Genomic DNA, 25,521 nt, shown 5'->3' on the forward strand with positions numbered 1-25,521 from the left:
CTCCTTGCTATTTGGTGATGCTCAGTTCGCCGGGTGCTGCCGTCATCTGCCGTGTGGTCGAGCTGGTGGCGATCAGAAGGCCAAGGGTGAGCACATAGGGTGCGGCATAGAAGAGATAGTAGCCCTGGGTAACGCCAACGGATTGCAGCGCCGGACCAAGCGCGCCCGCCCCGCCGAACAGCAGCGAGGCATAGAGGCAGTTGACCGGGCTCCAGCGGGCGAAAATCACCAGCGCCACGGCCATCAGGCCCTGTCCGGAGGAAATTCCCTCGGTCCAGCTGCCGGGATAGTAAAGCGAGAGATAGGCACCGCCGACACCGGCCAGCGCCCCGCCCGCCGCCGTTGACCAGAGCCGCACATGATTGACATTGATGCCGAGCGCCCGCGCCGCGTCGGCGCTGTCGCCGGCAACACGGATGGTAAGACCGATACGGGTATTCTTCAGCATCCAGGACGCGGCAATTGCCAGCACGATACCGGCCAGAAACAGCACATTGACGTTCAGCGCGGCCCGGATCTGCGCAACATCCGACCACCAGCCGAACGGAATGGCTGGCAGATCAGGGGCGACCGGCTGGACATAGGGCTTGCCGAAGAAGAAGGCGAGGCCCGAACCGAAAATCATCAGCGCGATACCGATGGCGATGTCATTGACTTTGGGCAGCTTGCAGATCCAGCCGTGGAAAAGGCCGAACAACAGGCCGAAACATCCGGCTGCAAAGGTGCCGATCCAGGCAGAGCCGGTGTGATAGGCGACGGCGTAGCCACTCATGGCGCCGAAGACCAGCGTGCCTTCAAGGCCGAGATTGATGCGCCCGGAGCGTTCCGTCAGGCATTCGCCGACGCTGACGAAAATGAAAGGCGTGGAGACGCGGATTGCTCCGCCGAGGATCGCGAGGGGCACGCCCCAGAGGCCGATATCTGTCATGGCACGCGCCTCCACGCAAAGAGTTTGCTGAAATCGATGCGGTCCTGCAGCGCATCGGAAAGCAGAATGGAAAGGAAGATCATGCCCTCGAAGACGACAATGGTGGCATCCGGCAGATCGAGCCGGCGCTGTACCAGACCGCTTGAGGCTTCGAAGCCAGCAAACAGGATCGAAGCGGGGATGATCGCAAGCCCGTTATGGCGGGCGAGAAAGGCAATCAGGATACCGGTATAGCCGTAGCCGGCCGCAAGCGAGGCGTTGGCCGAACCGTGAACGGCCGCCACCTCGAACATGCCGGCAAGTCCGGCGAACACACCGCCAAGCGCCGTGAAACCGATCATCAGCAGCCCGGCCGGGAGCCCCTGCACGGCAGCGGCGCGAACATTGCCGCCGACAATGCGGGCGGCAAAGCCCCATGTGGTGCGCTCGATCAGGACCCAGCATAAAATACAGGCGAGAATGCCGACCGCCAGCCCCCAATGAACCCCGACGCCGGGGATCTCGCCGATCCGCCAGGCCGCAGGCAAAGGCGCGGTGGATGGCTTGTTGAGGCTTGCCGGATCGCGCAGCACGCCTTCGACAAGCTGGTTCATCAGCGCGATGGCGATATAGGCCATCAAAAGGCTCGATATGGTTTCGTTGACGCCGCGATAATGCCGGAGCGCACCGATGGCGCCGATCCACACGCCGCCGGCAACCGCACCGGCCAGCGCCATGGCGGCAATGCCGAGCGGACCGGGAAGACCGGGCGCAACACTTGCAACCGCACCGGCGGCGACGCCGCCAAGCACAATTGCCCCCTCGCCGCCGATGATGACGAGGCCGAGACGGGCAGGAAGCGCGACGCACAGGGCTGCAAGAAGCAGCGGCGCGGCGCGCGCCAATGTATTGGTCCAGGAAAAGGCCGTACCAAAACCGGCCTTGTAGACCAGGGCATAGAATTCGAGAGGCGACTTGCCGAGAAAAAACAGAAAGACCGAAAAGACGATCATTCCTGCCAGAAGTGCTGCAAGCGGCAGCAGCACGGGTTCAAGCTTCCGGCTGACACCCTCGGCGAAAAAACCGCGCTTCAATGCGGCATCCGCCGCCATTTCACTGTGCGTGGTCATGGCAGGCCCCCTCTCGCTTCGCATTGTCAGGAGGTCGAACCGACAACGCCTTCGACCAGATAGTCCATGCTTTCCAGCGCGACATCGGTCTCGACGAAGGCCTGTCCCGCCGTCGCAACGACATTGCCCTTATTGTCCTTCAGCGGCCCCTTGATGACGGCAAAACCACCCAGCATGATCTCATCCAGCGTTGCATCGAACTGCTTTCGGGCAGCCTCCGTCACCGCCGGGCCGAGCGGGCTCATCTTGACGAAGCCTTCGGCAAGGCCGCCACGGACGAAATTGTCGATCGTGCCGCCATCGAGCGTGGTGTTGACCATGTCGGTATAGACCTTGGCCCAGTTCCATTCGGCACCGGTCAGGTATTTTTCGGGCGCGAGCCGGCTCTGATTGGCATGGTAGCCGCACAGATACATGCCGCGGCCGGCACCGGTTTCCATGACGACCTTCGGACCGTCGACATGGCAGGTGATGACATCGACGCCCTGATCGGCAAGCGCATTGGTGGCCTCCGCCTCCTTGACGGCCAGCGACCACTCACCGGTGAAGATCACCTGGCAGGTGATCGCCGGATCGACGGCGCGGGCACCGAGCAGGAAGGAATTGATGTTGAGCAGCACCTGGGGAATGGGCTTGGCGGCGACAAAGCCGATCTTCTTCGACTGCGTCATGTGGCCGGCGACGACGCCGTTCAGATATTGCCCCATGCCAATATAACCGAAATAGGAACCGACATTCTGCGGCTTGTCCGGCGTCCACAGACCGCCGCAATGCTCAAAGCGGACATCGGGATATTTCGGCGCGACCGCCAGGATATGGGGATCGAAATAGCCGAATGAGGTCGGAAACAACAGGCTGGCGCCGTCAAAGTTGATCATGGATTCCATGGTCTTTTGAACATCGACCGTCTCGGGAACGCGCTCTTCCTCCACCACGGTCACGCCTTCGATGGCCTTGACGGCGGCGGCTCCTTCGGCGTGGGACTGGTTGTAGCCATAATCATCCTTCGGGCCGACATAGATGAAGCCGACGGTCAGGCCCGCTGCGCGGGCGATATTGAAGGGCAGCGCGCTGCTGGCGGCTGCGAGACCGGCGAGGCCTGCGGAATTGCGCAGAAACTGACGGCGGTTCGGTGTCAGAAAATTGGTCATCGGAAATCGTCCCCCAAAAGGTCGAAATGAAACAAACTGTGATGCTTTAGGCCCGGCCGTCCTCATCTCGACCATCACCGTGCCCATTCCGTTTGCCAGTAATTCAGATGCCGCTGCGTCTGTCTTGTGCTAGTTTTTCGCCAAGCTGGTGCAAAATTTGCAGCAGCACTCGGGAAAGGAACCTGATGCGCCATCTGACTTCGTTTCGCTATATCGACGCCGTGGTAAAGGCCGGCTCCATCCGCGGTGCCGCCGAAACGCTGGCGATCACGTCCACCGCCCTCAACCGTCGCATCCTTGCCATGGAGGAAGAGCTGGGCGTGCCGATCTTCGAACGGCTGGCCCATGGTGTGCGGCTTTCAAGTGCTGGCGAGATCCTGATCCATCACATCCGTAACCAGATTTCCGACATGGAGCGGGTGAAATCGCAGATTGCAGATCTCGAGGGCGTCAGGCGCGGCCATGTGGCGATCGCCTGCAGCCAGGCGCTCTTGCCGCAGTTCCTGCCCCACGAAATCGCGCTCTATCGCAAGGATCATCCCAAGGTGACCTTTGGCGTGCATCTGCGCGATCGCGCCGCTGCCGAACAGGCTTTGCTCGATCACACTGCAGACATAGCCCTTGTCTTCGAGCCGGTACGGCTGGCCGATATCATGACGATGATGCGGGTGCGCCAGCCGGTCCATGCCGTGATGGGACGCAAGCACCCGCTTGCGCAGAAGACACCGCTACGCCTTGCTGACTGCCTGGCTTATCCGGTGGCACTGCCGACCGCCTCCTATGGTGTGCGCCACCTACTTGATATCGCGGTGCAATCCGCCTTGCTCAGGCTGGATCCGGTCATCGAGTCAGACAGTTTCGAATTTTTGCGCAATCATGCCGTTGCCGAGAATATTGTCACCTTCCAGATCCCGCTCAGCCTCGGCAATGCAACGGCAAACGGGGATCTGGTCTCGCGCCCGCTCGACAGGCGCGATATCCCCTCCGGTGTTCTCTATATGGGACAGCTGAAGGGGCGGACCCTTCCCGTCGCCGCCGCCCGTTTCGCCGATCAGATCACGACCAGCCTCGCCAGCACCTATGAGGTCTGCTGAGCCCGTCCTCTGAAAGAGAGCGTCCAGCCGATCACGGCCTGCCGGAAAGCAGCCTCGGCCTGCCGTTCGCCGTCATCACCCTTCTTCCGAATGATGTGGGATTGACAGGGACAGACAAAGGTATAATGTGATTTGCGCAAACGATAGCTCAATGTTGGTTTTACGTTTGCTCAAGGCATTTAGGTGAGTGAACAATGGCAGACAGCGTTGAGACAGAGCCGGAGATCACGACCTATCAGCGCAGCACGATTCGCGATGTCGCTGCCAAAGCCAATGTCAGCGTCACAACAGCTTCGCGCGCGCTCAATGGCACAGGCCGCATGGCTGAAGAAACGCGCGAGCGGGTGCGGCTCGCCGCTGCGGCGCTTGACTACAGACCGAATTTTATCGCCCGCGGGCTTGTGCAGCAGCGATCCTTCACGCTTGGTCTTCTGACCAATGATACATATGGGCGCTTCACCCTGCCCGTCGCCGCTGGTCTTTCTGCGGCCATGGCGGATCGCGGCGTATCCGTGTTTCTGAATGCCGGAGATTACGAGGCTGACCAGCTGCGGCTGACCCTGAGGGCGATGGAGGATAAACGCGTTGACGGCCTGGTGATCACCGGAAAGCGGATTGATCGCGGCCTGCCGATCACCTTGCCGGATCTCGGCATGCCGGTGGTCTATGTCTACGCATCGACGCCTGAAGGCGCTGTCGGTTTTGTGCCCGACGATGTGAATGCAGCCAAGATCGCCGTACGGCACCTGATCGGTCTTGGACGCCGCAGGATCGCCCACATCACCGGGCCATCGGACTTCAAGGCGGCGCATCTGCGCGCTGAAGGGTGGCGCCAGGCGCTGAACGAAGCCGGCCAGACGCCGCTGACGGATGCCATTTTCGGTGCCTGGTCTGAAACCCACGGTTTCGAGACCGCCAAGCAGCTGATTGCAGACGGCCTGAGACCGGATGCGATTTTCTGCGGCAATGACCAGATTGCCCGCGGGGTGATCGACGCCTTCGCCCTGAACGGTGTTCGGGTGCCGGATGATGTGGCCATTGTCGGCTTTGATAACTGGGAAGTGTTTGCAGCAGCAACACGGCCGCCGCTGACAACGATTGACATGGGGCTTCCGGGCCTCGGACGCAGCGCCGGCCTGGCGCTTCTTGATCTGATCGACGGCAAGCCCGTTGCGCCGGGTGTGCGGGAAACGCCCTGCGCGCTTGTTGTCCGGCAATCCTGCGGCGCGACAGGGGTGTGAGGCCCGCGCCGGCACGATCCTTCAATCTGTGAGGACAGACATGAAGGAGGAGGATGCGCATTTTGCGCAAACGTTAGCTCACTGGAGATGTGCTGACGTCTGACGAAACCTGGGAGGTAATGGAAATGAATGTCAAACTTTTGCTGAGCGGCATTGCCCTTGCTGCAACGATAGTGCCGGGCCTTGCCCAGGCCGAGACTTTCACGCTCTGGGCGCGCACTGACGATTCAGAATTCATGCCGAAACTGGTCGACGCCTTCAACGCCAAGGGCGGTGATCAGGCCGAACTGCAGCTGGTTCCCACCGGCCAGCTGGTGCAGAAATATGCCATTGCCGCGGTTGGCGGTTCGGCGCCCGACGCCCTGTCGCTGGACCTGATCTACACGCCGGCCTTTGCCAAGGCGGGCCAGCTGAAGGATATCACCGACTTCGCCAAGTCCCTGCCCTATTTTGACAGTCTTTCACCGGCCCATCTTTCTGTCGGCACCTATGACGGCAAGGTCTACGGCCTGCCCATGTCCGGCGATGCCTCCGTTCTGGTCTGGAACAAGAATCTGTTCAAGAAGGCCGGTCTGGATCCGGACAAGGCGCCCGAGAACTGGGATGAGGTTCTGGCGGACGCCAAGGCCGTCGGCGCCATCGGCGACGATACCTATGGCTATTATTTCTCCGGCAATTGCCCGGGTTGCCAGATTTTCACCTTCATGCCGCTGGTCTGGGCCTCTGGTGGCCATCTGTTTGAAGACAACGGTCAGACGGTAACGGTCGATACGCCGGAAATGGCGGATGCCGTCAATTTCTATCGCGGAATGGTCAAGGACGGCCTGGTGCCGGCCGGTTCGCAAACCGATACCGGCTCGAACTTCTTCGCCGCCTTTGCCGGCGGCAATATCGGCATTTCCACCTCCGGCTCCTTTGCCATCGGTGCGCTCAACAACCAGTATCCCGATCTGGATTATGGCGTCACCATGCTGCCCGGCAAAACCGGCGGCTGGTCCTCCTTTGCCGGCGGTGACAATTTCGTCGTCTCTGCCGGGACGGATGATTCCAAGCTTCCGGCAATCGAAGCCTTTGTCGAATTTGCCTATTCGCCCGAGGGCCAGCAGCTGATGGCGAAAAACGGTGCGCTTCCGGTGCGCGGCGATATCGCCAGCCAGTCGCTTGCCGATCTCGATCCGCGTTATCAGATTGCCGAAAAGGCCATGGCCGGCGGGAAAACGCCGTTCACGCCACTGTTCAACGATCTGATCAATTCGCAGAACGGCCCCTGGGCGACGATGCTGAATGATGCCTTCTTCGCCGATAGCGATGCGGCAGCGCAGAAGGCGATCGAAAACGGGCAGAAGCAGATGACGTCGATCATCAATTCGGCTGGCTAGCCCTCTCCCGCTATTCCGGCCGGCTGCCGGCAGCCTGGCTCTTTCTGAGGGTGCTGCCGGCGGTGACCGGCCGTTTCCAGGCGGCGGTACCGCCTGCCGCCCGCAATGACCTGACAACAAATGGTTGCGTTAAGGTGCCGGCTTTCGCGGCGCCCTGACGGCCCCGTGAAAGGAAATGTCATGTCTGTCACCACGATCGCAGACCATCATGCGCCGAGCCGCAAAAGGCGGCGGCGACGGCCGCAGCTGGCAGGCCTTCTCTATGTTCTGCCAGCCCTGGCGCTTGTCGTGATCTTCTTTCTTGTGCCGCTGGGCATGACGGTATGGATGTCACTGCATAACTGGCCGTTGCTCGGACTGCCGCGCTGGGTCGGCTTTGCCAATTACAGCCGATTGTTTTCCGATGCCAGCTTCTGGACGTCGCTCTGGTTCACCGTCGAATATACCGTTGTCGTCACGATCGGCCTTCTTGGTGTCGCGCTGCTGCTTGCCTTGATGGTGCAGCATCAGGGCCCGGCGGTCGGATTTTACAGAACCGTTTACTTCATGCCCGTGGTGACGGGCTTTGCCTCGGCAGCGCTGCTCTGGGTCTGGCTGTCGAATGTCGATTCCGGTCTGTTTCCGCCGCTCCTGCGCGGGCTCGGCTTTTCGAAGGAACAGTCCAATATCCTGGCCTCCTTCTCACCGGCCTTCTGGTCGGTCATCGTCATGGTTGTCTGGAAAATGGCCGGCTTCTACATGGTCATCCTGATGAGCGGACTGCAGGCAATCCCGACGGATTACCAGGAGGCGGCCCGCATTGACGGCGCCAGACGGCTCCAGCGGTTCCGCTACATCACCATGCCGCTGATCCGCAAGCCCTTTGCGCTGGCTTTGATCCTGTGCGTCTCCGGCTCGATGCTCGCCTTCGACCAGTTCTACATCATTCTCGGCGGCGGTCCGCAGAACCAGACCATCACGGCCGTCTACAAGATCTTCAACGAAAGCTTCGTCTCGTTCCGCCTTGGTTATGGCGCGGCGCTCTCGGTTGTGCTGCTCGTCATTCTCATGGCGCTGAGCCTGATCCAGCTCACGCTGCTCAGCGACAGGAAGGAGAGGTAATGTCCGCCTCCACCGCACTCATGGACCAGCTTGATACGGCGGCACCGCGCCGGCGCGGCCGGATGCGCTATCACCGCCTTGTCTTCCATCTGACCGCCCTGCTGGTCGCCTTCATCTTCTTCGCGCCGCTGCTCTGGCTGGTGCTGGCAAGCTTTCGCCCGGCCGCAGAAGCCGCAAAGCCGCCGCTTCCGCCCTGGCCGGTCGAAGGGTTCAGCATCGCCAGCTATGAGCGGCTGGAAAATTTCGGCCAGTCAGTGCTGCACTATGCCGGAAATTCGCTCTTTGTCGCCATTTTCACCGCCCTGCTCACCATTGTCGTCTCGCTTCTGGCCGGCTACGGGTTCTCGCGCTACCGCTTCCCCCTCAAGGGCCTCGCCTTTGTGCTGATCCTCTCCACCATCATGGTGCCGTTCCAGTCGATCCTGACGCCACTGTTTCTGCTTCTGGTGAAGATGGGCCTGCAGAACAAGCTGATCGGCCTCGTCTTCCTTTACACCACGCTGCAACTGCCCTTTTCGGTCTTCATGATGCGCAACGCCTTCGACGCCGTGCCAAAGGAGATCGAGGAAGCCGGCCGCATGGATGGCGTCAAGGGCGTGCGCATGCTGGTGCAGGTCATGGGGCCGCTGGTACTGCCCGGCGTCGTCACTGTTGGCCTGTTTGCCTTTCTCAATGCATGGAACGAGTTTCTGGCAGCGCTGGTGCTTCTGACGGACCAGAGCAAGTTTACCCTGCCGGTGATGATGACCGCCGTTCAGTCGGGGCGCTACGGCTCCGTCGACTGGGGTGCCGTTCAGGCCGGCGTCACGCTGATGATGATCCCCTGCCTGTTTCTCTTTCTCATTCTGCAACGCTCCTACATCCGCGGCCTGACGGCCGGAGCGGTCAAATAGACCGCGCCCAGCGAAAGGATAGATCCATGAACAAGAACTCCGCCATCTCAGTCGCCAATGCGCTTCAGCCAAAGTCGAAGTTCCGCCCGCCGGCCGTCAATCAGGTTCAGGTTGAAGGCTTTTTCGGGCCGCGCATCGATGTCATTGCCTCACAGACGGCCAGGATCCTGTTTGACCGATGCGTCGAAGCCGGCATGCTGGATCAGATTGATCCCGACAGGCCGAACCCAGGTCTGAAAATCCCCTACGGTCCGGGAAATACCGTGACAACACAGATGTTCTGGGATTCCGATCTCGCCAAGAGCATCGAGACGGCAGCCTATGCACTCAACCGCCATCGCGACAGCGCCCTGGAGGCGCGCATCGATGCGGTCATCGACAGCTATGGCCGGCTTCAGGCTGATGACGGCTATCTCAACTCCTTCTTCCTGCGCATCGAGCCCGGAAAGCGCTGGGTCAATCTGCGCGACCAGCACGAGATGTATAATGCCGGCCATCTGATCGAGGCCGCCGTCGCCTACTATCAGGCAACCGGCAAGCGCAAGCTGCTCGATATCATGTGCCGCTACGCCGATCTCATCGACAGCGTCTTCGGTCCGCAAGCGGATCAGAAACATGGCTATCCCGGCCATCCCGAACTCGAACTGGCGCTCGTGCGACTGGGACGGACAACCGGCGAACGGCGCTATCTCGATCTTGCCAGATATCTGGTCGATGCACGTGGCGAAGCGCCGCATTATTACGATCAGGAAGCGATTGCCCGCGGCGAAAGCCCGAACGACTATTATTTCGACAGTTACGAATATTGCCAGGCCCACAAACCCGTGCGCGACCAGCGCGAAGTGGTGGGTCACGCCGTGCGGGCGGCCTATCTCTATTCGGGCATGGCCGATGTCGCCACGGAATTTTCTGATGACAGCCTGGAGCCGGCGCTTGAGGCGCTCTGGTCGCATCTGACCGACCGGAATCTCTATGTTACGGGTGGATTTGGACCGTCGAAGGAAAATGAAGGGCTGACCTTCGACTATGACCTGCCCAACGACACGGCCTATGCCGAGACCTGTGCCGCTGTCGCTCTGGTGTTCTGGGCCAGCCGCATGCTTGGACGCCAGCCTGATGCCCGCTTTGCCGACGTCATGGAGCGCGCGCTCTACAACAATGCGCTGGCCGGGCTGTCACTGGACGGGACGCGCTTCTTCTACGATAACCCGCTGGAAAGCCATGGGCGTCACCATCGCTGGATCTGGCATAACTGCCCCTGCTGCCCGCCCAACATATCCCGCCTCGTCGCCTCGGTGGGAACCTATATGTATGGCGTCGCCGATGACGAGGTGGCCATTCATCTCTATTGTGAAAATGTCGCCGCACTGGAGATTTCCGGCACCAGCCTTACCCTCACGCAGAAGACCCGCTATCCGGCGGATGGGCGGATTTCCGTTTCGGTCGATCCTGAAACTGCCATTGCCTTCACGCTGTCGCTGCGCGTACCGGGCTGGGCCAGAGGGCACCATATGGCCATCAACGGCGAGAGCATCGAAACCGCTGCCGAGAAGGGCTATCTGCGCATTCATCGTCTCTGGCAGCCCGGCGACCAAGTCACGCTCGATCTCACCATGGAGCCTGAAATGCTCTACGCCAATGCGAAAGTCGCTGCCGATCAGGGGCGCATCGCGATCCAGCGCGGGCCGATGGTCTATTGCGTCGAGGAAACCGACAACAAGGCGCCGCTGAATGCCTATGTGGTGAAGGATGGCGCTGCGATCGAGACCGTTCCGGTCGATGGCCTTGCCGATGCCGTCGGCCTGCTGATCGAGGCCGAGCGGGAAAGCCAGCCGGATGAGAGCCTTTACAATACGGTTCCGCCCGGCCGGCAGGCGGCCCGATTGACGGCCGTTCCCTATTATCTCTGGGACAACCGGGCGCCGGGCGAAATGCTGGTCTGGCTGCGCAGGGAGGCATGATCATGGACAGTCTCGCGACGTTGAACAAGGTCAAGGCGCCAGCCGGCCTCAGCCTCAACAAGGTGTCGAAATCCTTCGGCGCAATCAAGGTTATCCATGATGTCGATCTGAAGATCGACGGCGGCGAATTCGTTGTCTTTGTCGGCCCCTCCGGCTGCGGCAAGTCGACGCTGCTCCGGCTGATCGCCGGGCTGGAGGACGTGACCAGCGGCGATGTCCTGATTGCCGGACGCGATGTGACCGATGAGGACCCCTCCGACAGGGGCATTGCCATGGTGTTTCAGACCTATGCGCTCTATCCGCATATGAGTGTCGAACAGAATATGGGGTTCGGCCTCAAGGTTGCCGGACGCCCCAGGGACGAGGTGCGGGAGAAAGTGCGGCAGGCTGCGGACATTCTCAAACTGACGGACTATCTCGACCGCCGGCCGGGCCAGCTGTCCGGTGGCCAGCGCCAGCGCGTCGCCATTGGCCGGGCGATCGTGCGCGATCCGGAAATCTTTCTGTTCGACGAGCCCCTGTCCAATCTCGATGCCGAACTTCGGGTCGGCATGCGCATCGAAATCGCCCGCCTGCATCAGGAACTCGGCAACACGATGATCTATGTGACCCATGATCAGACCGAAGCGATGACGCTGGCCGACAAGATCGTCGTTCTGCGCGGCGGGCGGATCGAACAGGTCGGCTCGCCCGCAGCCCTCTATGACGATCCCGACAACATGTTTGTCGGCGGCTTCATCGGTTCGCCGAAAATGAATTTCCTGCCGGCAAGCTATCGCGGCGGCGCCGTGGAAATCGCTGACGTTTCCGTTCGCGCGCCGGTTCTGAAGGCGAAACCACGCGACGGAACATCGGTCATGGTTGGCATTCGTCCCGAGCACTGGCGGATTGCCGAAAATGGCGAGCCGGCCATTTCCTTCAGGGTCGATTTCTCCGAATTTCTCGGCGGCACGTCCTATCTCTACGGCACGATCGGGCAAACCGCCTGCACCGTGGCCGTCGCGCGCACGGCCATTTCCAGACCCGGAACCACATTGAAACTGACCGCCGCCGCCGAAACCATGTGCCTCTTCGACAGCGCCGAAAAGCGGATCCGATAGCGCCTGCCCTGCAGATTGCGCCCGGTCATTCCTGGCGCGCCATCGTCAGTCGGCGGCGATTGAAAGCACCACGGATCCGCGAAGATCGCCCGCTTCGATGGCGCGATGGGCGGCAGCACATTCGGCAAGCGGCATGAGGCGGGCGATGCGGTGCTGCAGCCGCCCCATTTCCAGCGCATCCTGAATGTCGGAAATCGCATGCGCCTTGGCTTCGTCCGGCATGGCATAGACGATGACCATACGGATCGTGAGATCAAGATACATCATCCTGAAAAAGGGCAGCTTCGGCTCACGCTCGGTGGTCGAGGAATAGGTGGCGATCACCCCGCCGGTGCGGATCAGGCGCAGCACCTGGTCCAGATTGGCACCGAATTCGACATCGACAACCCGATCCACCTTTTCTCCGCCGGTTGCCGCCAGAAGTGCCTCGGGCCAGTCGGGATCGCGGTGATTGACGATGATCGAAGCGCCGGCATTGCGGCAGGCATCCGCGTCAGCATCATTGCTCGCCGTGGCAATGACCCGTGCGCCGGACAGCGCCGCCCACTGGATGGCATAGAAGCCAACCCGACCCGCGCCGCCGGTGACCAGCACCGTTTTTCCCGAAACCGCCCCATCGGCAAAGACGCAGCGATGCGCGGTCATCGCCGGAATGCCGAGACAGGCCCCCACCTCGAAGCTGGCCTGCTCGGGAAGGCAGGGCGCATGGGCGGATGGCAGGGCAACATATTCGGCCGCGGTGCCGAAGCGACGACCATATTGCGCGTTGAATGTGAACACCCGCTCGCCGATCCGGCTTTCGGGCACGCCCTTGCCGACGGCTTCGATCACCCCGGCGCCATCGCTGTGGGGAATGACATAGCCCTCATCGAGCAGGTTCGGAAAGGACGCCATGCGCTTCTTCGTATCGGATGGATTGACGGCGCTGGTGCGAAGTTTCACCAGCACCTCGCCGGCCGCTGCGACCGGTGTGTCGATGTCACGATAATGCAGCACATCGGCTGCCAGGCCAAACTCTTCGTAGCAGACAGCTTTCATGTCATTCCTCCTGAGGAGAGCGTTTAAAGGGGAACCGAGAGGCTTTCGGTGTGGCCATCAACGGCGATCACCTGCCCGGAGACCATGGCAGCCGCATCGGATGCGAGAAACACGCACATGCGGGCAATATCCTCGGCGTTGACGAATTTCCGCATCGAGACCTGGCTTTCATAAATTCGCCGTACCGCGCTTTCGTCCATGCCGCGATTGGCTGCATCCCGCCTGATCACGCCGTCGATGCGCGGTCCTTCGACCGAACCGGGGCAAATGGCATTGGCGCGGATATTGAAGGGTCCAAGCTCCATCGCCAGTGTCTTTGTAAGCCCGATAATGGCCCATTTGGAGGCAGCATAGGAGGTCCGGTTCGGATAGCCGAAAAGCGCCGCCGTCGAGGCGATATTGATGATGGAGCCGCGCCCTTTCGCCTTCATCGCAGGAACAGCCTGCCTGAGGAAGTAGAAAGGACCGTTGACATTGACATCCATGGTGCGTCGGAAGTCTTCGGCATCTGTGTCTTCCACCGGTGCATTCATGCCGGAAATCCCGGCATTGTTGACCAGAAGATCGAGCCTGCCGCCGGTCGCGTCAAGCACATGTGCGACGCATTGCCTGACCTGTGCCTCATCGGACACATCACACAGCATGGCGTCGATGCCATCGTCCCTTGCGCCGATGGCCACCACCGCCTGCTGATCGGCATCGCAGATGAATACCCGCCAACCGTCTGCAGCAAGCGCCAGAGCGATTGCCTTGCCAATTCCCGCACCCGCACCGGTCACAAGTGCTGCAGGGCGGTCTTCGTCTGTCATGATTTCGGACACTGTCAGATCCTTGTGGGCATGTCTGTTTTCAGGCGGGCCAGTGAGCATCAAGGGCTTCAAGCGTGTCTTCCAGCCAGCCGATCCGCATTTCCGGAACCGAGCGCATCAGCAGCTCGGTATAGTCATCAAAGGGCGGCGTCAGCACTTCGTGCTTGCCGCCATAGCGCACCACCTTGCCCTCATACATGACCGCGATCGTGTCGGCGACTTCACGCACGGCGGCAATATCGTGGGTGATGAAGATATAGGTGACGCCGTCGCGGATCTGCAGATCGCGCAGAAGCTTCAGGATCCCCTTGGCCACAAGCGGATCCAGCGCGCTGGTGACTTCATCGCAGATGATCAGCTTCGGTTTCGCGGCAAGTGCACGGGCAATGCAGACACGCTGTTTCTGGCCGCCGGAAAGCTCGGCAGGATAGCGATCGATGAAGGCTTCACCCAGCTCGATCCGTTCGAGAAGCTGGATCACTCGATCACGCCTCTCCTGCCCCTTCATGCCGAAATAGAATTCGAGCGGCCGCCCGATGATCGTGCCGACGGTCTGGCGCGGATTCATTGCCACATCGGCCATCTGATAGATCATCTGCAGCTGCTGCAGATCCTGCTTGGAGCGCCCCTTGAGGGCGGGCGAAAGCGTCGCCCCGTCAAATTCGACATCACCCGTATGCGGCGGCAGCAGGCCGGTCAGGACCCGGGCAAGCGTTGATTTTCCTGAACCGCTTTCACCGACAATCGCTAGCGTTGTGCCTGGCTGGACCTCCATAGTGATGTTCTTCAGCACATCGAAATCCAGCCCGCGATACCGTGCGGAGATGCCGTTGAGCCGCAGCACCGGCTTTTCATCCGGATCGCGCTCCCGGCGTTCGACATTGACGGCGGAGACCAGATCGCGGGTATAATCCTCCTGCGGATCATTGATGATCTGATCGCAGCTTCCATATTCCACGGTCTCGCCGCCGCGCAGAACCATGATGTCATCGGCAATCTGGGCGACAACCGCCAGATCGTGGCTGATATAGAGCGCGGCGACACCGAAATCACGGATCGCCTTCTTGATCGCGGCCAGGACGCCGAGCTGGGTGGTGACATCCAGTGCCGTGGTCGGTTCGTCGAAGACAACGAGATCCGGTTTGGGACACAGCGCCATGGCGGTCATCGCGCGCTGCAGCTGACCGCCGGAGACCTGATGCGGATAGCGTTCGCCGAAGCTTTCCGGGTCCGGCAGTCCGAGACGGGTGAAGAGATCCACCGCCCGCTCCCGGGCCTCGGCCCGGCTCATGCGCTTGTGTTTGACCGTGGCTTCGATCACCTGATCGATCAGCTTGCGCGCCGGATTGAAGGCAGCGGCGGCCGATTGCGCCACATAGGTGACATCCGCCCCGCGTGCCGCGCGCAGGACCTTGCCCGGCGCGCCGCGCATTTCGCGACCATTGAGGCGGACCGAGCCGCCGGTGAGCCGAACGCCGCCGCGGCCATAGCCCATGGCCGACAGGCCGATCGTCGACTTGCCGGCACCGGATTCACCGATCAGCCCCAGCACTTTTCCGGCTTCCAGCTGCAGTGACACGCCGTTGACGATGGTGACCTTCTGCGGCTTTTCGCCCGGGGGATAGCTGGTCGCCTCGATCTTCAGATTTTCGATTGTCAGAAGGGGCTCAGCCATTGCGGCCTCCTTTCAGTGAGGTCGTGCGCTCAAGGATCCAGTCCGCAACCAGATTGACGGAGATGGCCAGTGCGGCAATGGCAACGGCGGGCAGCAACGCTGCGGGAATGCCATAGACAATGCCATCCTTGTTTTCCTTCACGATACCGCCCCAGTCTGCATTCGGCGGCTGGATGCCGAGACCAAGGAAGGACAGCGTTGAAATGAACAGCACGACAAAGATGAAGCGCATGCCGAGTTCGGCAATCAGCGGTGAGATCGCGTTGGGCAGGATCTCGCGGAAGATGACCCATAGGCGGCCTTCGCCGCGCAGGCGTGCCGCCTCGACGAAATCCATCACCGCAAGATCGACGGCAACGGCGCGCGACAGGCGATACATGCGCGTGGCTTCCAGAAGCCCGATCACGACAATCAGGATCGGAACGGTCACCGGCATGACCGAAAGCACCACCAATGCGAAGATCAGTGCCGGAACCGCCATGATGAGATCCACCAGACGCGACAGAAGCTGATCGACCCAGCCGCCGATGGTTGCGGCAAACAGGCCAAGGGACGTGCCGACGACAAAGGCGACAAAGGTGGCGGCAATGGCAACGAAAATCGTCGTGCGGCCGCCATAGATCAGCCGTGACAGCAGGTCCCGGCCGATATTGTCGGTGCCGAGCCAGTGGGCGGCCGATGCCGGTTCCCAGACATCGCCAACCACTTCACTCACGCCATAGGGTGCAATCCAGGGGGCAAGCAGGGCGGTGGCGAAAAAGCCGATGGTGATGATCAGCCCGAGAAGGGCGGGCAGTGGAATTCTTTTCATGTCCTGAGCCTCCTCATTTCGGGTGCCGGAGGCGCGGATTGGCCAGAATGGAACAGATATCCGCCAGCATGTTCAGCGTGATATAGACGGCAGCAAAGATGATGCCGCAGGCCTGTACGACAGGCACGTCGCGCTTGGCGACATGATCGACCAGATACTGGCCCATGCCGGGATATACAAACACGACCTCGACAACGACAACGCCGACCACGAGATAGGCCATGTTGAGCATGACGACGTTGACGATCGGCGCAATCGCATTGGGAAAGGCGTGCCGCCAGATCACTTTGAACCGGCCAAGACCATTCAGTTCCGCCGTTTCGATATAGGCGGACTGCATGACATTCAGAAGCGCGGCCCGGGTCATGCGCATCATATGCGCGAGCACCACCATGACCAGCACCGCCACCGGCAGCGCGATCGCATGCAGCTTGGCGAAGAATGACATGCCCGGATTGAGCATGGCGACCGAGGGCGCCCAGCCAAGCTGCACACCGATGTAGAAAATCAGAATATAGCTCAGCATGAATTCAGGCACCGAAATCGACGCCAGCGAGATCATGGAGATGAGCTTGTCCGGCCAGCGATTGCGGTAGAGAACCGAAACCAGGCCCAGGATAATGGCAAGCGGAACCGAAATAATGGCGGCGCATCCGGCCAGAAACAGCGTGTTGGACAACCGCGTCCCGATGGCTTTGGCGATATCCTGACCATTGGTCAGCGAGGTGCCGAGATCACCGTGAAGCAGGCCGACCAGCCAGGAAATATAGCGCTGATAGACCGGGATGTTGAGACCGAGATCAGCGCGCAGATTTGCAAGCGCTTCCGGTGTGGCGGACTGGCCGAGAATGGCCTGGGCAACATCCCCCGGCAGCATCTGCGTGCCGGCAAAGATCAGGATCGATACGAGAAAGATCAGCATGAGGCCCAGCGCGATCCGCTGGGCCACAAGCTTGAAAAGGGAGGCGTTCATGCGCGCGCCTCAGTTCTTCCAGCACTTGACCGGGGCCAGACCGTTCATCAGCTCGAAGACGCCATTTTCTTCCCAGCCCTGAACATCATCGCGCACGGCCTGCACGAATTCGTTGAACATCGGGCAGATCAGACCGCCCTCGTCCCTGAGAATATAGGCCATTTCGCTGTAGAGCTTCTTGCGCTTGTCCTGATCCAGCTCGCCCTTGGCTTCAAGCAGCAGGGAATCGAACTTGGCATTGTCGAAATGCGTGTCGTTCCAGTCCGCACTCGAAAGATAGGCGGTGGTGTACATCTGATCCTGCACCGGACGGCCATCCCAGTAGGATGCGCAGAATGGCGTATTGTTCCAGACATCAGACCAGTAGCCATCATCGGGCTCGCGCTTGATCTCCAGCGGAATGCCGGCAGCCTGGGCGCTCTGCTGGAATAGCTGCGCCGCGTCGACAGCGCCGGGAAAAGCGGTTTCGGCAACGCGCAGCACGATCGGGCTGCCATCATGGCCGGAAGCCTTGTAGAGCGCTGCCGCCTTTTCCGGATCATATTCACGCTGCGGGATCGTGTCGTCGAATAGCGGATAGCTGGCATTGATCGGGAAATCATTGCCGACGGAACCATAACCCCGCAGGATCTTGTCGACCATTTCCTGCCTGTTGATGGCATATTTCAGCGCATTGCGCATTTCCTTGGTATCGAAAGGCGGCTGATCGCATTCCATGATGAAGACATAGTGACCGCGCCCGGCAACATGGTCGACGCGTACGCCGGGGGCGCGATCGAGCAGACCGGCGACCTTGGGGGCGACCTGGTTGACGATATCGACCTGCCCCGACTGCAGCGCCGCATTGCGCGCCGTCGCATCGTTGATGACGGTCATCTCGACCGTCGAGAAGTGACCACGGCTGTCATCCCAGTAATTGCCGAATTTTTCGAAGGCATAGCGCACGCCCGGCTCGACCTCGACAATCTTGTAGGCGCCGGTACCGATACCGGCGGTCGGGTCTTCGCGGCCGCCGTCTGGCTGGATCAGCAGGTGGAAATCCGAAAGCAGGTAAGGCAGATCTGCCGTCGGCGTGTCCACTTCGACAATCAGATTGTCGCCGTCAACGCGAATGTCGGAAATGCCGCGCATGATGCCGAGTGCACCTGATTTCGAGTTCTCGTCCGAATGGCGCAGCAGCGTCTGGCGCACATCTTCCGGGGTCAGGGTCTTGCCATTGTGGAACTCGACCCCCTTGCGGATCTTGAAGGCCCAGGTCTTGGCGTCATCGGAGGCTTCGAAGCTTTCCGCCAGGCGCGGATTGAGCGAACCGTCGGCATTGACCTCGAGGAGCTGTTCGCCATAGGTGCGGATCACATGAAACGGTACCTGGCTGGCAGCAAGCGCCGGATCCAGCGAGGAGGTCGACGAACCGCCGCCAAGCCCCATGCGCAGCGTGCCGCCCTTGACGGGCTCCTGCGCCTGGGCCACCCGCCCAAGCATCGAACTGGCGGCCACCGCCCCGATGCCGAGCGCCGAGGTGCGTCCCATGAATTCACGGCGCGACATGCCGCCGGTCAAAGTGCGTGTTGCCAGAAATCTCAGATAATTATTCATTTTGCTTCCGTCTTGCTTTGGGTTTGTCCGCAAAGGAGGCGGCTCGTATGCCTCGCAGATAGGGCGGAATGAAATTCGTATCGAAACGAGCCCATGATTTTTCCCGCTGGCGCCGCTAACGGCTACCGGGGCGTTCGCCGACAAAGCGCCCGGCGCCGTCGGCAGGTATATCGGCATGCAGGCGCGTGAATTCCGCCAGCTTTTCGGCGACATCGGCTGTCGGCATCGTGCTGCGCCGCGCTTTCAGATCGGTGTGCAGCAACAGCGTCTCCACCGTCGCAGAAAGCGTTCCGTCCCCGCGATAGATCCGATGGAACAGATGCATCTTCTTGCCTTCGCCATTCAGCAGCTGCGTTGTCACGGTCAGCGTGTCACCGGCGTGGACCTCATCGAGATAGCGCACGTGGCTCTCAACCGTGAAATAGCTCAGCCCTTGCGCGATATAGTCCGGGCCAGCTCCGATCAGGGCCATGAAACCGTCGGTCGCCTTGGAGCCGGCTTCCAGATAAAAGGTTTCGTTCATATGACCATTGTAATCGGTCCAGGACGCAGGGACCTGACGCTTCTGCGTCACCGGCAGCCCCTCATGCATGCCCGACACGGCAAGCCCGACCTCATGCGCCGCGATCACCTTGCCGGCAGCATTGCCGCTGACTTTCAGCGCCCGCAAAATGCCGACAAGATTGTCATCCCGCTCACGTTCGAGCCTGCGGATCGTTTTGTCGCCGGACTGGGCATCGGACTGGCCGGCGATCAGCGAAACCAGTTCATCGTTGAAGGCAGGAACATCCATCAGCTTCGTCCAGGGCCAAGACAGGGCCGGACCGAACTGGGCCATGAAATGCTTCATCCCCGCTTCACCGCCGGCGATCCGGTAGGTCTCGAACAGCCCCATCTGCGCAAAGCGAATGCCGAATCCCATGCGGATGGCTTCGTCGATATCTTCGGTGGTGGCGACGCCATCCTTGACCAGCCACAGGCTTTCGCGCCAGACCGCCTCCAGAAGTCGATCGGCGATATGAGCGTCAATCTCCCGCTTCAGCACCAGCGGATACATGCCGATTGCGCGCAATAGCTCAGCCGCGCGGGCGCAATGATCGGTATCGCCGACGAGCTCCACCAGCGGCAGGAGATAGACCGGATTGAAAGGATGCGCGACAATCACCCGCGCGCCCCCGCTTGTCAGTTCTGATGGTTTGAAGCCGGATGTCGACGAGCCGATGACAGCATCGCGCGGCGCGGCTGCAGAAATCGCTGCATGGATCTCATGCTTGACCGCCAGACGTTCCGGTACGCTTTCCTGCACCCATAAAGCGCCTGAAACGGCATCTTCCAGCCGGTCACAGAAGGTGAGACGCCCCTCTTCCGGCAAGGCATGATCGTAAAGGCCGGGCAGCGCATGACGGGCATTGGCGAGCACCGCGCCAATCTTGCGCTCAGCTTGCGGATCCGGATCAAAGACCGAAACGTTATATCCATTCAGCAGAAACCGGGCCACCCAGCCACCGCCGATGACCCCGCCCCCGATGATGGCGGCTTTTCTGCCGCCATCCGGCGTCATGACGAGGCTCCCTTCGGTGCGCGTTTGACCAGACCCAGTTTGTCGCGCACGGCAGCCGGGCCGAGCACTGAGGCCCCCATGTTCTCGGCAATGGCGACCGCCTTTTCGACCAGTTGCGCATTGGTCGCCAGAACCCCCTTCTTCAGGTAGAGATTATCTTCCAGTCCAACGCGGATATTGCCCCCGGCCAGCACAGCGGCGGCGGCGAAGGGCATCTGATCGCGCCCGAGCGAGAAGGCCGACCAGTTCCAGTCGTCGGGCACATTGTTGACCATGGCCATGAATGTATTGAGATCATTCGGTGCGCCCCACGGCACGCCCATGCAGAGCTGAACCAGAGCCGGAGACCCCAGAACGCCTTCTTTCACCAATTGCTTGGCGAACCAGAGATGGCCGGTGTCAAACGCCTCGATTTCGGGCTTCACCCCAAGCGCGGTCATCATCCCGCCCATGGCGCGCAGCATGCCGGGTGTATTGGCCATCACATAATCGGCTTCGGCAAAATTCATCGTGCCGCAATCCAGCGTGCAGATTTCCGGCAGGCATTCGGCAATCGGCACCATCCGCTCGCTGGCGCCAACCAGATCCGTTCCAGCCGCATTGACTGGCAGCGGGCTTTCGACCGAACCGAAAGTAATATCGCCGCCCATGCCAGCGGTCAGATTGAGCACCACATCAATTTCGGCATCGCGAATACGCTCGGTGACCTCACGGTAAAGCGAGGGAAGACGCGAAGGAACGCCGGTTTCAGGGTCGCGGACATGACAGTGAACAATGGCTGCACCAGCCTTGGCCGCCTCGATCGCGCTCGTTGCGATCGCTTCCGGCGAGCGCGGAACATGGGGAGAGCGGTCCTGCGTGCCGCCGGAACCGGTAATGGCACATGTGATAAAGACATCCCTGTTCATTGTCAGTGGCATGCATGCTCCTTGATCGGTGCGGGCGGGCCCGCAACAGATTGCAATCCTATTCACAGCCGCTCTATCGACGGCGTTCAGGCAAACTCAAATTGTCTCCACGCGAGACCAGTCTCCGCGCGGCGTTCAAACGTGCTAATCACAAAAATCGGACATGAGACGCGAGACGTCCTGAGCCCACAACGCGATCGCAATGGGCGTGATCCAGTGGAAAAACAGTCAAGCGCGCCTATCTCAAGCGCGTCCCCCGTCAGGGAAAACTTCATCACCGGATCGTCCGATTGTCCCTGCAGCGGACCGGAAGGCAGCGACTGCGAGAACATGACGGTTTCGATGGGCCGGAGAATACGGTAGCCAGCCCGACAAGTTTTATCCTATAGTGCCAAAATATTATCCAATAATGCCAAAAGTGCCGCATGAATGTCACATTTCTGCTTTTCGACGGGTTCTCGAACCTGGTTTTTTCCTGTCTTCTCGAGCCATTGAGAATGGTTCACGAGCTCTATCAGGAAGACATCAGCTGGAATGTCGTCAGCGTCGATAACGCGCCTGTCGAGAGTTCGTCGCACCTTCTTCTGACGCCGAATGCCGGCATTGAAGATGTGGAGGTCTCGGATCTTCTCGTGATCATTTCAAGCAATGGCTATCGCCAGCACCCGACACCGGAAAATCAGCGTCTCGTCATGTCGCTTGCGCGTCAGAGCCGTACGGTTATCGGCGCGGATGCCGGTGCCTGGATCCTTGCCGCCACTGGCCTTCTCGACGACCTGACAGCGACACTGCACTGGTCCGTGATCAGCGAATTTGCCGAGACTTTTCCGCAGGTCCGGGTCAGCCAGAGCACCTATGTCATGGACGGGCGGATCTGGAGCTGCGGCGGCGCATCAACGGCGCTCGAACTGATCCTCGCCTTTATCAGTGAACAGTTCGGTGCGGCCCGCGCCTTCATGACCTCTTCGATGTTCATGCATGATGCAAGCCCGCATAAGGACGGCGTGCGCATGACAACGGCACTGTCCATCCCCGGTCGCAACCGCATGGACCAGATCATCAACATCATGGTCGAAACGATCGAGCACCCGCTGTCTCTTTCCGCCCTGGCCGAACGGGCTCACATGTCCACCCGGACACTGAACCGGCTGTTCAAGGCAGAGCTTGGCATGGCCCCCGGCCAGTATTACCAGAACCTGCGGCTTGTGCATGCGCGCGAGATGGCCGAAAATACCACGCTCGGCCTGCGCGAAATCGCCATCCGCTCCGGCTACTCGGACGCATCAGCGCTCAGCAAGGCGTTCCAGAAGACCTATGGACACCCGGTGCGCAGGGTTGAGAAGAAGATATCACAGGGCAGTGGCTAGAGCGCCGTGCGCCCTTTTGGAGGCAGCACGACGCTCTATCTTATTGAATCTCCGCATCACAGTGACCTTCGCCGCCTGGCGGACGGATCGCCTCAGCCAGCGCAGAAGGCTGCGATCTTGCCGGCTATCCCGGCAAAGGTCCGCGCCGCACGCGTGCTTTCATGCCGCGCCCGCAGCCAGCCATGAACCAGTCCTGCCGATGTCTCGACGGTGATATCGGTTCCACATTTTGCCGCTGCCTCGGCATAGCGAAGCGCGTCATCATGCAGCGGATCACATTCGGCGGGAAAAATGAAGGTCGGCGGCAAGCGGGCCAGATCGCCGGCGCTTGCGGTCGCACGCGGGTCATCGCGCTCGCCGCCGCGCACGGCGCCATAGGCTTCCACCTCATCGCGGCTCAACAGCGGAGCATGGGCATGGCGCTCAAAACTGCCGCCTTCTGGCGCAAAGCCGAGCGCCGGGTAGATCAGGAACTGGCCGATAATGCGGGCGTCGTGCCAGCAACCACAAAGACAGGCGCATAGCGATGCACCGGCGCTGTCACCGCACAGCACCACGTCGCAGGTTTCGACCAGTGATTTGACAACGGCCAGCAGGTCATCATAGGCGGCCGGGTGACGATGTTCCGGGGACAGGCGATAATCGACGGATACGACGCGGCGCTGTGTTGCAGCGGCGATCTCGGCGCAAACGTCATCATGACTGTCGAGGCCGCCGAGCACGAAGCCCCCGCCGTGAACATAGACGATCACCGTTGCCGTTTCCTCACCATAGATCCGGACCGGAACATCGGCGATCCGGCCATCGGAAACGGCAAGCCCGGCGGGACGCCCCGCGTGAAAATGGGCCGCCATCCGATCATAGGCCGCACGCTGTCCCTGCCAGTCATCTGCGGCGAGGTCTGCGCTATAGAATGAGAGCGTCTTGTCGATGAATGCGACGACATCCTGATCCAGTATGGCGCGGTAATCCAATTTTCATATCCTCATTGCTCGTGTCGGACGTCTTTCCCGTTCGCGCCCGCCCTTGACGCTCGCCCCTGTTTCGCAATCGGCATGCGGCAGAAGATCTGCTCCTCCGGGCATAGGCAGAATGCCATAGACCCTCCAGAGACAAGCGGGCAAAATATGTGGAAAAGCCGGTAGGAAATGGCTGGCGGCCAGCGCCAGCAGCCCCGCCCGAAGGATAAAACCCGCAAAGGCCGGGCCGATCATGGACGGGATCCTCGAACGGCATGGCCTAGAGCGCCATGCCTCCCTTTGAACCCACCAGGACGCGCTATCTTATTGAATCGACGCATCGTTCTTTTCGAAAATCGATTACGACTTTCGAGCCGAACCGCTAGATCTTGATCGCGATGCTCTTCGTCTTGCAGTAGGAGAGCATGCCTTCAAGCCCCTTCTCGCGACCAAAGCCTGACATCTTGTTGCCGCCGAAAGGGAGTTCGACGCCGCCAGCGAAATATTCGTTGACGAAGATCTGGCCGGCGTCGATGTCGCGGGCAAGCGTCAGCGCCTTGGAAATGTCCTGCGTGTAGATTCCACCGACGAGGCCATACTGGCAGTCATTGGCAAGCTTGAGCGCGTGTTCGGCATTGTCGGCGATCTGCACCGTCAGCACCGGACCGAAGATCTCTTCCTGCACCAGATCATCGCTGGAGGGCGTGTCGGCAATGATCGTCGGCCTGTAGAACCAGCCCTTGCCGGTTTCAGGATCGGCTGCGATCTCGCCGCCGGTGAGAATTTCGGCGCCACGGGCCTTTGCCTGATCGATGATGCCGGCGACTTTTGCCAGATGGGCTGCGGAATTGAGCGGACCGAAATCCGGATCGCGCAGGCCGTGGCCAAGGCGGTATGCTTCAGCCCGGCGAACGAGCTCGGCGACGAATTCGTCATGGATCGAACGTTCGATGACGAGCCTGGAGCCTGCCGAACAGATCTGCCCGGCATTTTCGAAGATCGCACCAAGCACGCCCTCGATGGCCGCTTCGCGATTGCAGTCGCCGAGAACCACGACCGGTGACTTGCCGCCAAGTTCCAGCACCAGCCGGGTGACATGTTCGGCGGCGCTCTGCATCACCCGCTGGCCGGTGACCACCGAACCGGTGAAGGTGATCTGGTCGATATCGGGATGGGCGACAAGTGGGGCACCGACGGCAGCACCCGTTCCGGTGATGACGTTGCAGACGCCGTCGGGAAGGCCCGCCCGCGACAGGAGTTCGGCGAGCATCAGCGCCGTGAACGGGGTTTGTTCGGCCGGCTTGGCGACAACTGAGCAGCCCGCGGCAAGCGCCGGGGCCATGCCGCGGGCTGCAGTCGAAATCGGATAGTTCCACGGGATGATCTGCGCGGAAACGCCCATCGGCTCGTTCAGGCTGAAGCCGAGATAACCCTTGGCGAGCGGGAAGCTTGCGCCTTGCAGCTTGTCTGTTGCGCCCGCGTAATATTCAAAGGCGCGGGCCGCGCCCGCCACATCGCCGCGGGCTTCGGAAAGCGTCTTGCCGCAATCGAGTGTTTCGACGATGGCAAAGCGTTCGGCTTCCTCGCGCAGCAGGCCAGCGGCCCGGCCCAGAATGCGGCCACGCTCGGCCGGTGCCATGTCGCGCCAGACCTTCATGAAGGCTTTTCTGGCGCTGGCAACGGCCTCATCGACATCAGCGGCGGTGCCGTTGACGAAGCTTGCAAAAGCCTCGCCGCGCCCGGCATCGAAGCTTTCCATCATTGCGGCGTCGGATGCGCGGCGGAACTGACCATCAATGAAATGGCCATCGGGGAGACCTTCCGGCCTCTTGCCGGCGAGAATGTCTTCGATGTTCATGGTTTTCAC

General features: G+C 60.8%; 21 protein-coding genes. 8 read left to right on the plus strand and 13 right to left on the minus strand.

Annotated elements, in window-relative coordinates:
• Nucleotides 1-7 precede the first annotated feature (7 nt).
• Genes HCK86_RS01995 through HCK86_RS02005 form a run of 3 tightly spaced genes read right to left on the minus strand, consistent with a single transcriptional unit; the run spans nt 8 to nt 3,188 of the window.
• Entirely contained in the window at nt 8-928 is a 921-nt protein-coding gene (locus HCK86_RS01995; RefSeq protein ID WP_176082781.1) for an ABC transporter permease, read from the minus strand.
• Nucleotides 925-2,019, minus strand: coding sequence for an ABC transporter permease (locus HCK86_RS02000; protein ID WP_176082959.1), 1,095 nt, complete (start codon nt 2,017-2,019; stop codon nt 925-927). The genes HCK86_RS01995 and HCK86_RS02000 overlap by 4 nt, the downstream gene beginning before the upstream one ends.
• A gap of 44 nt (nt 2,020-2,063) precedes the next feature.
• The gene (locus tag HCK86_RS02005) at nt 2,064-3,188 is read right to left on the minus strand and encodes a BMP family ABC transporter substrate-binding protein (RefSeq protein ID WP_176082782.1); all 1,125 of its coding nucleotides are present in this window, start codon (nt 3,186-3,188) and stop codon (nt 2,064-2,066) included.
• A 185-nt stretch (nt 3,189-3,373) separates the two neighbouring features.
• On the opposite strand from HCK86_RS02005, the gene HCK86_RS02010 reads away from it, so the two are divergent.
• From HCK86_RS02010 to ugpC, 7 genes are all read left to right on the plus strand, one after another.
• A complete protein-coding gene (locus HCK86_RS02010; protein WP_176082783.1) occupies nt 3,374-4,282 on the plus strand; it encodes a LysR family transcriptional regulator in 909 nt (302 codons plus the stop codon).
• Between the two features lie 194 nt (nt 4,283-4,476).
• On the plus strand, nt 4,477-5,523 hold the full coding sequence (locus tag HCK86_RS02015) for a LacI family DNA-binding transcriptional regulator (protein ID WP_176082784.1): 1,047 nt from the start codon (nt 4,477-4,479) through the stop codon (nt 5,521-5,523).
• A gap of 125 nt (nt 5,524-5,648) precedes the next feature.
• Complete coding sequence (locus HCK86_RS02020) at nt 5,649-6,902, plus strand: sugar ABC transporter substrate-binding protein (protein WP_176082785.1); 1,254 nt, start codon at nt 5,649-5,651, stop codon at nt 6,900-6,902.
• Nucleotides 6,903-7,082: 180 nt separating this feature from the next.
• Nucleotides 7,083-8,003 carry a sugar ABC transporter permease gene (locus tag HCK86_RS02025; protein WP_176082786.1) on the plus strand — a complete coding sequence of 307 codons (921 nt, stop codon included), beginning with the start codon at nt 7,083-7,085 and terminating at the stop codon, nt 8,001-8,003.
• Between the two features lie 62 nt (nt 8,004-8,065).
• Nucleotides 8,066-8,896 carry a carbohydrate ABC transporter permease gene (locus HCK86_RS02030; RefSeq protein WP_210259800.1) on the plus strand — a complete coding sequence of 277 codons (831 nt, stop codon included), beginning with the start codon at nt 8,066-8,068 and terminating at the stop codon, nt 8,894-8,896.
• 26 nt (nt 8,897-8,922) lie between these two features.
• The gene (locus HCK86_RS02035; RefSeq protein ID WP_176082787.1) at nt 8,923-10,857 is read left to right on the plus strand and encodes a beta-L-arabinofuranosidase domain-containing protein; all 1,935 of its coding nucleotides are present in this window, start codon (nt 8,923-8,925) and stop codon (nt 10,855-10,857) included.
• 2 nt (nt 10,858-10,859) lie between these two features.
• Nucleotides 10,860-11,957, plus strand: coding sequence for a sn-glycerol-3-phosphate ABC transporter ATP-binding protein UgpC (ugpC, locus tag HCK86_RS02040; protein ID WP_176082788.1), 1,098 nt, complete (start codon nt 10,860-10,862; stop codon nt 11,955-11,957).
• Nucleotides 11,958-12,002: 45 nt separating this feature from the next.
• Here the strand turns inward: ugpC and HCK86_RS02045 are convergent, their stop codons facing one another.
• The 8 genes from HCK86_RS02045 to HCK86_RS02080 form a co-directional block, all read right to left on the minus strand.
• A complete protein-coding gene (locus HCK86_RS02045) occupies nt 12,003-12,995 on the minus strand; it encodes an NADPH:quinone reductase (RefSeq protein WP_176082789.1) in 993 nt (330 codons plus the stop codon).
• 23 nt (nt 12,996-13,018) lie between these two features.
• Nucleotides 13,019-13,816, minus strand: coding sequence for an SDR family oxidoreductase (locus tag HCK86_RS02050; RefSeq protein ID WP_348641032.1), 798 nt, complete (start codon nt 13,814-13,816; stop codon nt 13,019-13,021).
• Nucleotides 13,817-13,844: 28 nt separating this feature from the next.
• A complete protein-coding gene (locus tag HCK86_RS02055) occupies nt 13,845-15,479 on the minus strand; it encodes an ABC transporter ATP-binding protein (RefSeq protein WP_176082790.1) in 1,635 nt (544 codons plus the stop codon).
• On the minus strand, nt 15,472-16,290 hold the full coding sequence (locus HCK86_RS02060) for an ABC transporter permease (RefSeq protein ID WP_176082791.1): 819 nt from the start codon (nt 16,288-16,290) through the stop codon (nt 15,472-15,474). The genes HCK86_RS02055 and HCK86_RS02060 overlap by 8 nt, the downstream gene beginning before the upstream one ends.
• 13 nt (nt 16,291-16,303) lie before the next feature.
• Nucleotides 16,304-17,263 carry an ABC transporter permease gene (locus HCK86_RS02065; RefSeq protein WP_176082792.1) on the minus strand — a complete coding sequence of 320 codons (960 nt, stop codon included), beginning with the start codon at nt 17,261-17,263 and terminating at the stop codon, nt 16,304-16,306.
• Between the two features lie 9 nt (nt 17,264-17,272).
• Complete coding sequence (locus tag HCK86_RS02070) at nt 17,273-18,859, minus strand: ABC transporter substrate-binding protein (RefSeq protein WP_176082793.1); 1,587 nt, start codon at nt 18,857-18,859, stop codon at nt 17,273-17,275.
• Nucleotides 18,860-18,974: 115 nt separating this feature from the next.
• Entirely contained in the window at nt 18,975-20,420 is a 1,446-nt protein-coding gene (locus HCK86_RS02075; protein ID WP_176082794.1) for a carnitine 3-dehydrogenase, read from the minus strand.
• A complete protein-coding gene (locus HCK86_RS02080; protein WP_176082795.1) occupies nt 20,417-21,340 on the minus strand; it encodes a 3-keto-5-aminohexanoate cleavage protein in 924 nt (307 codons plus the stop codon). The genes HCK86_RS02075 and HCK86_RS02080 overlap by 4 nt, the downstream gene beginning before the upstream one ends.
• Before the next feature lie 413 nt (nt 21,341-21,753).
• On the opposite strand from HCK86_RS02080, the gene HCK86_RS02085 reads away from it, so the two are divergent.
• Nucleotides 21,754-22,695 carry a helix-turn-helix domain-containing protein gene (locus tag HCK86_RS02085; RefSeq protein WP_176082796.1) on the plus strand — a complete coding sequence of 314 codons (942 nt, stop codon included), beginning with the start codon at nt 21,754-21,756 and terminating at the stop codon, nt 22,693-22,695.
• A gap of 92 nt (nt 22,696-22,787) precedes the next feature.
• Here HCK86_RS02085 and HCK86_RS02090 read toward each other — a convergent pair whose 3' ends face one another.
• Nucleotides 22,788-23,669 carry an alpha/beta hydrolase gene (locus HCK86_RS02090; RefSeq protein ID WP_176082797.1) on the minus strand — a complete coding sequence of 294 codons (882 nt, stop codon included), beginning with the start codon at nt 23,667-23,669 and terminating at the stop codon, nt 22,788-22,790.
• Nucleotides 23,670-24,036: 367 nt separating this feature from the next.
• Nucleotides 24,037-25,512, minus strand: a complete 1,476-nt coding sequence (locus HCK86_RS02095; RefSeq protein ID WP_176082798.1) for an aldehyde dehydrogenase family protein — start codon at nt 25,510-25,512, stop codon at nt 24,037-24,039.
• Nucleotides 25,513-25,521 lie beyond the last annotated feature (9 nt).

This window comes from Martelella sp. HB161492, assembly GCF_013184775.1.
Lineage (GTDB): Bacteria > Pseudomonadota > Alphaproteobacteria > Rhizobiales > Rhizobiaceae > Martelella.